This is a genomic window from Streptomyces sp. NPDC045026 (assembly GCF_056432625.1).
The window spans coordinates 243,592-256,604 of sequence record NZ_JBWKIS010000005.1; the positions used below are offsets into that span (position 1 = coordinate 243,592).

Annotated in this window: 8 protein-coding genes; 5 read left to right on the forward strand and 3 right to left on the reverse strand. The window is 71.7% G+C overall.

Annotated features, from left to right (window positions below; translation table 11 throughout):
• Positions 1 to 38 precede the first annotated feature (38 nt).
• Together AC07EJ_RS14245 and AC07EJ_RS14250 are read left to right on the forward strand one after the other, a co-directional pair.
• Positions 39 to 1,505, forward strand: a complete 1,467-nt coding sequence (locus AC07EJ_RS14245; RefSeq protein WP_389477976.1) for an aldehyde dehydrogenase family protein — start codon at positions 39 to 41, stop codon at positions 1,503 to 1,505.
• A gap of 260 nt (positions 1,506 to 1,765) precedes the next feature.
• Positions 1,766 to 3,331, forward strand: a complete 1,566-nt coding sequence (locus AC07EJ_RS14250) for an APC family permease (RefSeq protein WP_389477974.1) — start codon at positions 1,766 to 1,768, stop codon at positions 3,329 to 3,331.
• A 214-nt stretch (positions 3,332 to 3,545) separates the two neighbouring features.
• Here the strand turns inward: AC07EJ_RS14250 and AC07EJ_RS14255 are convergent, their stop codons facing one another.
• A complete protein-coding gene (locus tag AC07EJ_RS14255; protein WP_389477971.1) occupies positions 3,546 to 5,084 on the reverse strand; it encodes a CehA/McbA family metallohydrolase in 1,539 nt (512 codons plus the stop codon).
• Positions 5,085 to 5,253: 169 nt separating this feature from the next.
• On the opposite strand from AC07EJ_RS14255, the gene AC07EJ_RS14260 reads away from it, so the two are divergent.
• Together AC07EJ_RS14260 and AC07EJ_RS14265 are read left to right on the forward strand one after the other, a co-directional pair.
• Entirely contained in the window at positions 5,254 to 6,084 is an 831-nt protein-coding gene (locus tag AC07EJ_RS14260; RefSeq protein WP_389477969.1) for an LLM class F420-dependent oxidoreductase, read from the forward strand.
• Positions 6,085 to 6,217: 133 nt separating this feature from the next.
• Positions 6,218 to 8,800 (forward strand): bifunctional FO biosynthesis protein CofGH, encoded by a 2,583-nt coding sequence (locus AC07EJ_RS14265; RefSeq protein WP_389477967.1) that lies wholly within the window; start codon positions 6,218 to 6,220, stop codon positions 8,798 to 8,800.
• Between the two features lie 60 nt (positions 8,801 to 8,860).
• Here the strand turns inward: AC07EJ_RS14265 and AC07EJ_RS14270 are convergent, their stop codons facing one another.
• Both AC07EJ_RS14270 and AC07EJ_RS14275 read right to left on the reverse strand, forming a co-directional pair.
• Entirely contained in the window at positions 8,861 to 10,300 is a 1,440-nt protein-coding gene (locus AC07EJ_RS14270) for an FG-GAP-like repeat-containing protein (protein ID WP_478884317.1), read from the reverse strand.
• 174 nt (positions 10,301 to 10,474) lie between these two features.
• Positions 10,475 to 11,545: a tyrosine-protein phosphatase gene (locus tag AC07EJ_RS14275; protein WP_478884318.1), complete on the reverse strand. Its 1,071-nt coding sequence runs from the start codon at positions 11,543 to 11,545 to the stop codon at positions 10,475 to 10,477.
• Positions 11,546 to 11,817: 272 nt separating this feature from the next.
• Here AC07EJ_RS14275 and AC07EJ_RS14280 point away from each other — a divergent pair, with 272 nt between their 5' ends.
• Entirely contained in the window at positions 11,818 to 12,957 is a 1,140-nt protein-coding gene (locus tag AC07EJ_RS14280; protein WP_389477961.1) for an ADP-ribosylglycohydrolase family protein, read from the forward strand.
• Positions 12,958 to 13,013: the final 56 nt, after the last annotated feature.

The following is a 13,013-nucleotide window of genomic DNA, read 5'->3' on the forward strand; positions in this document are numbered from 1 at the left end:
GTCCGGGGCACGGCGAGTGAGACCTCGGAGGGCACGAAGTGACCGACGGGCAGAGGCTGTTCATCGGCGGCGCATGGGTCGAGCCGGACGGCGGGCACTACGAGGTCGTCGACCCCGCGTCCGAGGAGGTCGTCGGGCTCGCCCCCGAGGCGTCCCGCGCGCAGGTCCACGAGGCGGCGTCGGCGGCCCGCGAGGCCTTCGACTCGTGGTCGCGTACGAGGCCGGAGGAGCGCGCCGCGATCCTGGACCGGGCCGCCGACGTGATGCAGCGCGACTTCGCGGCGAACGCGGAGCTCGCGCAGGCGGAGAGCGGCGCGACGAGCGGGACCGCGCGCGGCATGCAGGTCGCGGTGGGGGTGGCGAGGTTCCGGCGCTATGCGAAGGGGGCCCTCGAACCGGTCGAGCAGGGGCTGCCGCCGCAGGTCAGCGAGGCGGGGCCGATGGGGAAGGCGGGCGTGCTCGGCGCGCTCGCCGTACGGCAGCCCGTCGGCGTCGTCACCTGCATCACCTCGTACAACAACCCGTGGGCGAACCCGGCGGGCAAGGTCGCCCCGGCGCTCGCCATGGGGAACACGGTCGTCGTGAAGCCCGCCCCGCAGGATCCCCTGTCGGTGTACCGGATGGCGGCCGCTCTTCAGGAGGCGGGGGCGCCGCCCGGTGTGGTGAACGTGGTCAGCGGGACGGCTGTGGACGTAGGGGAGGCGGCCGTCGACTCGCCGGACGTCGACATGGTCAGTTTCACCGGCTCCACCGCGGTCGGCCGGCGCATCGGCGAGGTGTGCGGGCGCGGCATGAAGCGGCAGCTGATGGAGCTGGGCGGGAAGGGCGCGGCGCTCGTCTTCGACGACCTGGACGAGGCGGGCCTCGCCTCGGCGGTCGCGGGGATCGGGACGACGTACGCCTTCTACAGCGGCCAGATCTGCACCGCGCCGACCCGGGTGATCGCCCAGCGGGGGATCTACGACGCGCTCGTCTCGAAGCTGAGCGACTACATCGGCTACATGAAGGTCGGCGATCCGCGGGAGCGCGGGACGGTCGTCGGGCCGGTGATCTCGGCGGCGCACCGGGACCGCGTCGAGTCGTACGTCGAGCTGGGCCGCAAGGAGGGTGCGCGGGTCGTCGCGGGCGGTGAGCGGCCCGCCCTCGACCGTGGCTTCTACGTCGCCCCGACGCTCCTCGCGGACTGCACGAACGACATGCGGGTCGTGCGGGAGGAGATCTTCGGCCCGGTCGTGGCGGTGGTGCCCTTCGACGACGAGGAGGAGGGGGTGGCCCTGGCCAACGACAGTGAGTACGGGCTCATCGACTACGTGTGGTCGGGCGATGTGGCGCGGGCGTTCCGGGTGGCGCGGCGGCTGCGGGCCGGCGGGGTCGGCGTGAACACGGTCGGCCGGAACATGGAGGCCCCGTTCGGCGGGTTCAAGCAGAGCGGGGTGGGCCGGGACGTGGGCTCGTACGCCCTGCACGCGTACAGCGAGCTCCAGTCGATCGTCTGGCAGGGATGACGGAGGGGAAGCGACGGCAGGCGTGACGGCTGGGGTAACCGCCGGAAACGTCACACGGAAAATTTTGAACCCGGCAAAACGGGCGCCGCTGCGATTACCGAATATCGGACGCCGCTGGTTATTCCTTACGATGAATGGGGTTAACCTGAAGTTGCCTTGAGGGCGCGGGATGGATACGTGAATCGGCCATCGATTCAAAGGTGGCCGGTTTCAGTCCTTGTCCCCCTTATGCGGAAACCGCAGCATTTAACGTCTTGTTCATGACTGAGCTGGACGCGCGGCCGACACGAGCTGCCCACGACACGGCAGGCGGTGCCCCCGACGGGGGCGTCCGCAGCAAAGGCCTCGGCGGCAACTCCGTCGGGCTGGTCGGCAGCGCGGTCATCGGCATCTCGACCGTCGCGCCCGTCTACTGCCTGACCTCGACCCTCGGCTCCACGGCCGGCGAGGTCGGCCTCCAGATGCCCGCCGTGTTCCTGGCCGGGTTCCTGCCGATGCTGCTCGTCGCCTTCGCCTACCGCGAGCTGAACAAGGCCATGCCGGACTGCGGCACGTCGTTCACCTGGACCGTGAAGGCCTTCGGCCCGCGCGTGGGGTGGATGTGCGGCTGGGGCCTGGTCATCGCGACGATCATCGTGCTGTCCAACCTGGCGGGCGTCGCCACGTCGTACTTCTGGCTCCTCGCGGGCGAGATCACCGGCAACTCGTCCATCGGCGCCCTGGACGACAACAAGGCCGTCCACATCGTCACCTGCCTCGCCCTGATCGCCGCCGCGACCGCGATCAGCTACCGCGGCATGACCGCGACGAAGGGCGTCCAGTTCACCCTGGTCGGCCTCCAGCTCGTCGTCCTCGCCGTGTTCGTCGTGATGGCCGTCGTGAAGGCGGGATCGGCGGACTTCCCCACGTCCGTGCCGTTCTCGTGGACGTGGCTCGACCCGTTCTCGGTGAAGTCGTTCGGCGCGTTCACCGCGGGCCTGTCCCTGTCGATCTTCATGTACTGGGGCTGGGACACCTGCCTCACCGCGAACGAGGAGACCATCGGCAGCGAGAAGACGCCCGGCCGCGCCGCCCTCATCGCGATGGTCGTCCTCGTCGGTTCCTACCTCGCCACCGGCGTCGCCGCCCAGATGATCGTCGGCTCCGGCGGCAAGGGCCTCGGCCTCGCCAACCCCGCGACGTCCGACAACGTCTTCGCCGCCCTCGCGGGCCCCGTCATGGGCCCCGGCCTCGGCATCCTGCTCTTCGTCGCCGTCCTCGCCTCGGCCGCGGCCAGCCTGCAGACCACGTTCATCCCGGTCGCCCGCACGGTCCTCGCCATGGCGACGTACGAGGCGCTGCCCGCCTCCTACGCCCGCGTCCACCCGCGCTTCAAGACCCCGGGCCGCGCCACGGTCACCGCGGGCGTCGCCACCGGCGTGTTCTACACCGTCATGACGCTGGTCTCCGAGCACGTCCTCGTCGACACGATCTACGCGCTCGGCCTCATGATCTGCTTCTACTACGCGCTCACGGCGTTCGCCTGCGCCTGGTACTTCCGCTCCGAGCTGCTGCGCTCGCCCAGGGACTTCTTCTTCAAGGCCCTCTTCCCGGTGCTCGGCGGCGTCCTGCTGTCCGCCGTGTTCGTGAAGACCCTCGTGGACATGTGGAACCCGGCGTACGGCAGCGGCTCCTCCGTCCTCGGCGTCGGCTCCGTCTTCGTGATCGGCGTCGGTCTGCTGCTCGTCGGCTTCGTGATCATGCTGGTGATGGGACGGCGCAGCCCGGCGTTCTTCCGCGGCGAGGTGCTGACGCGGGAGACGCCGGTGCTGGTCGTCGAGGACTAGGGCCTCTCGTTTGGATCACGCCGGGCTCGCGGGGTCTGGCACGCCCATCTGCCGCGTTGTCGTCAATCACCGACTCCCCCAAGCTCTCGGCTTCGCTCGAGCAGGGGGGACCCCCATCGCGTCGCCTCAATCCTCCGCCTTGCAGCTGCACGCACCAGACCCCGCTCCCTGACCCGGCCTGATCCAAACGAAAGACCCTAGCCCCTACGGGGTCCTACTTGCCGAGGAACACCGGGTTCGTGAACGCCGCGAGTGCGCCCGGCAGGCCCGGGACCGTCGCCGGGTGCCGGACCTCGGCCCGTACGTAGGCCGCGTACGACGCCGTCGTGTGCCACTCGGCCGTGCCCGACCCGGACTCGGGGAGCGCCGGCGAGGTGAACAGCGTGCCCTGGTCCGTGACCACGTGGAGCGTGCAGCCCGGGGCGCCCTTGACCTCCAGGCGGACCGTGACCGGGGCGTCCGGGTCCACGCCGAGGCGCTCGCCGATACCGGCGTGCTCGCCGCGCGAGCCGGACGCCGTGAACGTCAGCTCCACGGACTTCGACTCGGCGACGTAACTGCGGCCCGCCTTGATGCCCGCCTGGATGGCCTCGCGGGTCAGGTCGTCGGCGAGGACCACCGTCTGGGGGCCGCCGATGCGGTCCGGGTCGCGGTGGGCGTCGCTGTTGCCCATCGCCGGGATCCACTGACGCGAACCCCGGACGGACGCCACCAGCGTGTTGTCCCAGTCGGCGAGGGAGATCTCGTCGTCCGCGGTGTACGCGCCGTTCCACACCTCGACGGCGTCCGCCTCGCCGAAGCCGAACTTCCAGTTGCAGCCGATGCACGTGGCGTGCGGATGCGCCGGCACGACCAGGCCGCCGGCCCGGCGGACCTCGCGCGCGTACTTGCCGAAGCGGTTGTCGCGGGCACGGTAGCGCCAGTCGACGAACGTGCCCGGGTCCGTGCCGAGCGCCACCACGTGCCCGTTACGGGTCGTGATCTCCTCGCCGAGCATGATCAGCAGGTCGTCGCCCGCCTGGTCGGCCCAGTGGGCGTGCGACGAGTACGTGTTGTGGTCGGACGAGTTGATGAAGTCCAGGCCCGCCTCGCGCGCGAGCGCCGCGATCTCGGCGGGGGTGCGCCTGCCGTCCGAGTACCAGGTGTGCAGGTGGCAGTCCCCGCGGTACCAGGCGCGGCCCCGGCCCTTGGCGCGCGCGGGCGGGTAGACGGGCTTCGGGGTCTCGCCCTGCTCGCCGTACGTGAGGGTGATGGTCAGCTCGTACGGGAGGCCCTCGGGCGCCACCGTGTACGGGCCGAGCGCGATGTGCCAGGTGCCCGCGCGGACGGGCCCCGGGATGTAGCCCGGCGTCGCGTCGTCGGCCCGTACGAAGAACTCGGTGCGCGCGCCGCCCGACCAGCCGCGGAAGCCCTGCCCGCCGAGCGCGGTGCCCCGCTCGTCGAACACCCCGATGTCCAGGGCGTTGTTCTGCGTGCCGGCCGGGACGTTCGCCTTCGTGTAGGTGTACGCGACGTGGATCTCGCGGACCCCGCGCGGCACCTCGACCGGCACGTACACGAAGTCGGGCGCGCCGGGCGGCAGCGTCCCCTTCACGGTCTTCGTGGCCGTCGTGGCCTTCGTACCGTCCGCCGGTGTGCGGCCGTCGGCCGCGCTCGCGAAGCTCACACTGCTCAACGTAAGCGCGCCGGCCGCTCCCGTCACGAACAGCGCGCGTCTTCCCATGCCGGTCGTGGTGTGGTCGTCCTCGCACATGCTGCGGCTCCCAGGGGTCTCGTGACGTTCCGTCTGTGACGTGGGTGGTGCAGGCAACTCTGGTATTGAGCCGTGAACTCTCCTGTAAGGGAAGGGGATCGGAGTCTTACGACTGTCCCTGCCGGGGAGTCCATGGACTCCTGGGGGAGGGCCGGGTAGTAATGCCCCCATGCGGATCTCGACCACGATCTTCCTGACCGACGAGACCATCACGCCTGTGCGGCTCGCACGTGAGCTGGAGCGACGCGGGTTCGCCGGGCTGTATCTGCCCGAGCACACCCACATCCCCGTGGAGCGGGCGACGCCGTGGCCGGCCGGGGGTGAACTGCCCGCCGAGTACGGCCGCACCCTCGACCCGTTCGTCGCGCTCGGGCAGGCCGCCGCCGTCACCGAGCGGCTCGGGCTCGGCACCGGCATCACGCTGATCGCCCAGCACGACCCCATCGGCCTGGCCAAGCAGATCGCCACCCTCGACCACCTCTCCGGCGGCCGCTTCACCCTCGGCATCGGCTTCGGCTGGAACGTCGAGGAGGCCGCGGACCATGGCGTCGAATGGCGCACGCGGCGCGAGCTCGGCCGCGAGCGCATGGCCCTCATGCGGGCCCTGTGGGCGGAGGAACCCACCGCGTACGACGGTGGGTTCGGGGTGTCGGTGCGGGCCAGCCACGCCTACCCGAAGCCGGCGGGCGGCGCGCCCCGCACGCTGATCGGGGGAGCGGCGGGCCCGAAGCTCTTCGCGCACATCACCGAGTACGCGGACGGCTGGATGCCCATCGGCGGGCGCGGCCTGACCGAGTCGATGCCCGTCCTGCGGGCCCGCTGGGAGGAGGCCGGCCGCGATCCGGCGGACCTGCACGTCGTCCCGTTCGCGGTCCTGCCGAGTCCGGGCAAGCTCGCGCACTACGCGGAGCTCGGCATCGACGAGGTCGTCCTCCAACTTCCCCCGGCGGACGAGACTTCGGTCCTCAAGATCCTCGACGAGTGCGAGCAGTATCTGTAGGCAGTACCTGTAGTCAGTCTCCAGGATTTCTCCAGGACGGACGGCGCGCGCAGGTGAAACGTGTACGTCGCGTGATCCCGCGCACGTCAGCGCGGCGCAGACGTGGTCGGCGGGCGCTCGTATCCTCGGGAGCATGAGTGATCCGGAGGCTGTACGACCCACTGCCAACGCGATGCGCCGCGCGTTGAAGCGGTCCCGCGACGGCGTTGCCCTCGACCTGACCGAGGCGGCGGTCCTGCTCCAGGCCCGCGGCGACGACCTGCGGGACCTGACGGCGTCCGCCGCGCGCGTGCGCGACGCGGGCCTGAAGGCCGCGGGCCGTCCGGGCGTCATCACGTATTCGAAGAAGGTCTTCATCCCGCTGACCCGGCTGTGCCGGGACAAGTGCCACTACTGCACGTTCGTGACCGTCCCCGGCAAGCTGCGCCGGGAGGGCCACGGGATGTACCTGTCGCCGGACGAGGTCCTCGACATCGCCCGCCGCGGCGCCGAGATGGGCTGCAAGGAAGCCCTGTTCACGCTCGGCGACCGGCCCGAGGACCGCTGGCCCGAGGCCCGCGAGTGGCTGGACGCGCACGGGTACGACGACACGCTGGCCTATGTGCGCGCCATGGCGATCCGCGTCCTTGAGGAGACGGGCCTGCTCCCGCACCTCAACCCCGGCGTCATGACGTGGACCGACCTCCAGCGCCTCAAGCCGGTCGCGCCGTCCATGGGCATGATGCTGGAGACGACGGCGACGCGTCTGTGGTCCGAGCCCGGCGGCCCGCACCACGGCTCGCCCGACAAGGAACCCGCCGTCCGGCTGCGGGTCCTGGAGGACGCGGGCCGGTCGAACGTCCCGTTCACCACGGGCATCCTCATCGGCATCGGCGAGTCCTACGAGGAGCGCGCCGACTCCCTGTTCCAGCTGCGCCGCATCCAGCGCAGCTACCACGGCATCCAGGAAGTCATCGTCCAGAACTTCCGCGCCAAGCCGGACACGGCGATGCGCGGCATGCCGGACGCCGAGCTGGAGGAGCTGGCCGCGTGCATCGCGGTCGCCCGCCACGTCCTCGGCCCTTCCGCCCGCATCCAGGCCCCGCCGAACCTGGTCGACGAGGAGTACGCGCTCCTGATCGGCGCCGGAATCGACGACTGGGGCGGGGTGTCCCCGCTGACCCCGGACCATGTGAACCCCGAGCGCCCCTGGCCGCACATCGACGAACTCGCCGCGAAGACCGGCGAGGCGGGCTTCGAGCTGCGCGAACGCCTCACGATCTACCCGGAGTTCATCGAGCGCGGCGAGCCGTGGCTCGACCCGCGCCTCCTGCCGCACGTAAGGGCCCTCGCCTGTGCCGACACCGGCCTCGCCGACGAGGGCGCGCGCCCCGCGGGCCTGCCCTGGCAGGAGCCCGACGAGGGCTTCACCGCCACCGGGCGCACGGACCTGCACCGCACCATCGACACGACGGGCCGCACGTCCGACCGGCGCGACGACTTCGACGACGTGTACGGCGACTGGGAAGCGCTGCGCGAGCAGGCCGCGCCCGGCATGGTCCCGCAGCGCCTCGACGGCGATGTCCGCGCCGCGCTCGCGACGGCGGCCGACGACCCGACGAAGCTCACCGACGACGAGGCGCTCGCCCTCCTGCACGCGGACGGCCCGGCGCTCGACGCCCTGTGCGGCATCGCGGACGACATCCGCAAGACGGTGAACGGCGACGACGTCACGTACATCGTCACGAGGAACATCAACTTCACGAACGTCTGCTACACCGGCTGCCGCTTCTGCGCCTTCGCGCAGCGCCGCACCGACGCGGACGCGTACACGCTCTCGCTCTCCCAGGTCGCCGACCGGGCCGAGCAGGCGTGGGACGTGGGCGCGGTCGAGGTGTGCATGCAGGGCGGCATCCACCCCGACCTGCCGGGCACGGCCTACTTCGACATCGCCAAGGCGGTGAAGGAGCGCGTCCCCGGCATGCACGTGCACGCCTTCTCCCCGATGGAGGTCGTGAACGGCGCGACGCGCACGGGCATGTCGATACGGGACTGGCTCACCGCGGCGAAGGAGGCCGGCCTCGACTCGATCCCCGGCACGGCGGCCGAGATCCTCGACGACGAGGTCCGCTGGATCCTCACCAAGGGCAAGCTCCCCACGGCGACCTGGATCGAGGTCATCAAGACGGCCCACGAGCTGGGCATCCGCTCGTCGTCGACGATGATGTACGGCCATGTGGACCAGCCCCGCCACTGGCTCGGCCACTTCCGCACGCTGGCGGGAATCCAGCAGGAGACCGCCGGCTTCACGGAGTTCGTGACGCTCCCGTTCATCCACACCAACGCGCCGGTCTACCTGGCGGGCATCGCCCGGCCGGGCCCGACGACCCGCGACAACAGGGCCGTCACCGCCATGGCCCGCGTCCTCCTGCACCCCCACATCCCCAACATTCAGACGAGCTGGGTGAAGCTGGGCACGGAGGGCGCCGCGGAGATGCTGCGCTCGGGGGCGAACGACCTGGGCGGCACGCTGATGGAGGAGACCATCTCCCGTATGGCGGGCTCCAGTTACGGCTCCTACCGCTCCATCAAGGACCTCATCACGATCGCGGAGGAAGCGGGCCGCCCGGCGAAGCCGCGCACGACGCTGTACGGGGAGGTCTCCGAGGAGCGGCAGCACGCGGCGACGGCCTCGGACGGCCACCTGCCGGAACTGCTGCCGGTGCTGGGGGACTGAGCGGGATCACGCGTGACGGGGGTGGGTGGACCCACGGGCCCACCCACCCCCGTGCGATCGTCAGCGCCCGCCGAGGTCCTGCCCCAACTGGGCGTTCTTCTCGGAGACATGGACGGCGGCGGCGCCGAACGACGTGATGCCGCTCGTGGTGAGCCCGCCGGTCGCCCCGCGCAGCACCCACGCGGCGCCGGAGTCGGTGTACGTGCCGTCCTCCAGGGGAGCGGCGGCGGTCAGGTCGGCCTTGCCGTCGCCGTTCAGGTCGTTCAGGACGACCTGCTGGCCGAAGCCGTCGCCGGTCTCCGAGGCGCCGGGTACGGCGGTCGTGGACTGGTTGAAGGCCTGGGAGCCCGTGCCGGACAGACCGCCGCGGCCGCCCTTGAGCAGGACGACGCTGCCGGCGTCCTTGATGTTGCCGATGGCCTCGCCGGGCACGCCGACGGCGATGTCCGCGAAGCCGTCGCCGTTCACGTCACCGGCGGAGATGTCGGTGCCGAACATGTCGCCGCTCTCGCCGACCCCGGGCACGCCGGACGTGTCCTGCGTGATGGTCTTCGTGCGGGTCGTGGAGGGCCCGTCGGCGGTCCCGTACATCACGAGGACGGTGCCCTTCTCGTACGGGGTGTCCTCGTAGTTGTCGCCGATGTCGTGGACGACGAGGTCGCCGTAGCCGTCACCGTCGACGTCACCGACGGCACCGCGGAACGACGAGGTCAGCGACTTCGCGGTGTGCGAGACCCCGTCCTTCCCGCCCTTCCAGAACTTGCTGGCGTACGCCATCTCCTCGAAGCCGTGGCTCGTCACGATGTCGTCGGCGCCGTCGCCGGTCATGTCGCCGACGACGATGTCGCCGGGGCCGAAGGTCTGGCTGGTGACGATGGTGTCCTGGCTCGCCGGCTTGCCGCTCGCGCGGTCGAAGGGGCCGTAGGAGATGGTCATCCCGGCGTTGTCGTCGTCCGGGTCGTCGCTGCGCGGGTAGTCGTCGGTGACGAGGTCGCGGTGACCGTCGCCGTTGAAGTCGCCGACGGCGAACATCCCGGTCGACGTGGGCAGCGCGACACTGCCCTGCCCGCTCAGCCCGGCGGCCGAACCCCAGAGCACGACGCTCGGCTCGCCGCCGAGACCGGCGACGACGAGGTCGGTGTACGAGTCCCCGTCGAGGTCGCCGCTGGTGACGCGCTCCCCGAAGTAGCCGCCCTCCTCGGCGGCCCCGGGTATCCCGGCGGTGGAGCGGGTGAAGACCTTGGCGTTCGCGGTGTCCGGCCCGTTCTTCCCGCCGTAGACCACGGAGACGGCCCCGGCGGTCTCCTGCCCGGACACGGTCGCGCCCGGCGCCCCGAGCACGAGGTCCCCGTACCCGTCGTGGTTGAAGTCGGTCGCGGGGACGCGAGGCGGAACGGGGGTGGCAGCGGCGGCCGTACCGGCGGCGGACGCGAGTCCGAGCGGCACGGCGAGCGCGGTGACGGCGAGGGCTGTGACGAGAGTGCGGCGCACTGTTCCCATCCTTCTTGGTGTCCTGTGGGGGTGTTCCTGGTTACGTGAAGAAAGACAGGCCACCCAAGGAAAACGTTGTACGCGCCCCGGAGTACGTACGTCCCAAGCCTGTAACAGCGCATGCTCAGGCCCCCGTTCGGGACGTGGATCCCGAACGAGGGCCTGAGCGCCGAAAGGAGTCCGTCAGCCGACCAGCAGGTCCTCGCGCAGGTCACGTACGTCGCGGTGGCTGAGGCCGAGGGCCTTGTCCAGGTAGCGGTCGAACGTGCCGTAGCGGCTCGTCACTTCCTGGAAGCCCGAGTTCAGGTACTCGGGGCGGACGTCCAGCATCGGCTTGTACACGGCGGCCTGCGCGGGCGGCATCGCGGCGAGCGTGGCCGCGTTCTCCTTCGCGCGGTACGTGTTGCTGGCCAGGTAGTCGTCCATCACCGTCTCGCGCGGCACGCCGAGCGCGGTCAGGAGCGTGGCGTTCGCCCAGCCCGTGCGGTCCTTGCCGGCCGTGCAGTGGAACAGCGCGTTCGCGCTGTCGGCGTCCGCGATGCCGTGCAAGACGGTCGAGTAGGCCCGCTGCGCGGTCGGGGCGGAGACCATGGTCTTCTCCGCGTCCACCATCAGCTGGGCGGAGGCCTCCGGCGACGCGGGCAGGCCGGACAGGCCCCCGAGGTCGCCGAGCACGTCCGCGACGACGTAGCGGGAACCGGCGGGGACGCGGTCGGGCCCGGAGGTGCGCTCCGCTTGCGTACGCAGGTCGTAGTCCACGGAGATCCCGAGGCGCCTCAGCTTCGCCAGGTCCCGGTCCGTGAGCTTGTCCAGGGCGGCGGTGCGGTAGATCTCGCCCATCCGCACCCAGTGGCCGTCGGTGGTGCGGTAGCCGCCCGCGTCACGGAAGTTGACCGCGCCGTCGAGGCGTATCTCGCGGTCGGCGAGGTGCAGGCCCTGGCCGCGGTCGGGGACCAGGTCGAACCACTGGCGGTCGGCGGCGGGCAGGCCGCGCACGGTGACCTTGCCGGACGTGCCGCCGGAGGCGACGGTGCGCCCGCCCGCGCGGACCGCCACGTGCCGGACACCGGGCGCGTTCCACTCGACCGTGTAGGAGGAGCCGTCCTCGGACGCCGTCACGGTCGCCGCCGTGAAGGGGATGCGGTGGTGCGACGTGTGCCCGTGGGAGGCGGGGTGCGCGGCGGCGACGGGTGCGGAGAGGCCCACGAGGAGGGCGGCGGCCAGGGCGTACGAGGAGGCCCTGACACGAGTCATCTGCGTCATGGTGCGGATGTTCCGGGTGTCCGGCGATGCGGGCACCAACGCACGGTGAACACCGCACGTCGGACGGCGGTCCAGCGGCGGCGCGGCGCGGGCCCCCGGGCCGCCGTCCGGGACATCGTCCGGTTTGCGGAAGAAAAGTGGGTGAAGTGGTCTCAAGGGCGGCTTCGCCTGCGCCGCTTCGCCTCTCAACCGGGTGCGCCCTGTCGATTACAGTGCTGCGCAGTCGTCGCACGCGTAACGAGACCCGGAGGGGAGAGCTCCCCGTGGCAGCCCCACTGACCCCCGAGCAGGGGGGACCCTCATCGGCCATATGGGGCCGCGCCGAGCAGCAGGATTTCCGCAGCCGGGTCCGCGGCACGCTCATCGGGGCCGCCCTCGGCGACGCCCTCGGGGCGCCGCTCGCCGGGCTCTCCCTGGAGGAGATCAGGGCCGCGCACGGGCCACAGGGACTGACGGACCTCGCGCCCGCGTACGGGCGCCGCGGCGCCGTCACGGCGGCGACGCAGCAGGCGCTCTTCACCGTGGACGGCCTGATAAGGGCGCAGGTGCGCCGCGACACGGGAGCCTGGCATCCGCCGACCGACGTGCACCGGGCCTACCTTCGCTGGGCCGCGACCCAGCGCGACTGGGGCCCGGACGAGCGGCGCAAGGAGGACGGCTGGCTCGCCCGCGAGGAGTGGCTGTACTCACGCCGCGGCCCGTCCCGTGACTGCCTCCTAGGGCTCGGCAACGACGTCATGGGGACCCTGGAGAAGCCCAAGAACGTGGCCGCGGCCGGGTCCGCGCCGGCCGCCCGCTCGGCCCCGTTCGGGCTGCTCGTCGGCTGGGAGCCGCAGCTCGTCTTCCAGCTGGCCGCCGAGTGCGCCGTCCAGACGCACGGTGCACCCGTGGCCTACCTCTGCGCGGGCGCGTACGCGGTCGTGGTGCACGGACTCGCGCGCGGCGAGAGCCTCGACGGCGCCGTGCAGCGCGCCCTCGTCGTACTGGCCGCGCGCCCTGGGCACCAGCCCGTCACGGACGCGCTCAAGCACGCGCTCGGCGCGGTGCGCCAGGGCATGCCGTCGGCCGCCCGCGTCGACGAGCTCGTGGGCGACGGGCTCGCGGAGGGTGTGCTCGCCGTGGCGGTGTACTGCGCCCTGGTGGGCGAGGACATACGGCACGGCCTGTGTCTCGCGGTCAACCACGGCGGCCCGTCCGAGGCGACCGGCGCGCTGTGCGGGGGCCTGCTCGGCGCCCTGCACGGGGAGACCGCGCTGCCGCCCGGCTGGGTGACCGAGCTGGAGGGCCGCCCCACCGTCCTGGAGCTCGCCGACGACTTCGCGATGGAGATGACGCAGGGGCCCGCCCTGCACAGCCCCGCGTCGTCGTCGCCGGGGTGGCTGGCCAGGTATCCGAGGGTGTGAACGCCGAAGCGCCGGACCGGCTGTGATCAGCCCGTCCGGCGCCCGGTGAGGAACGA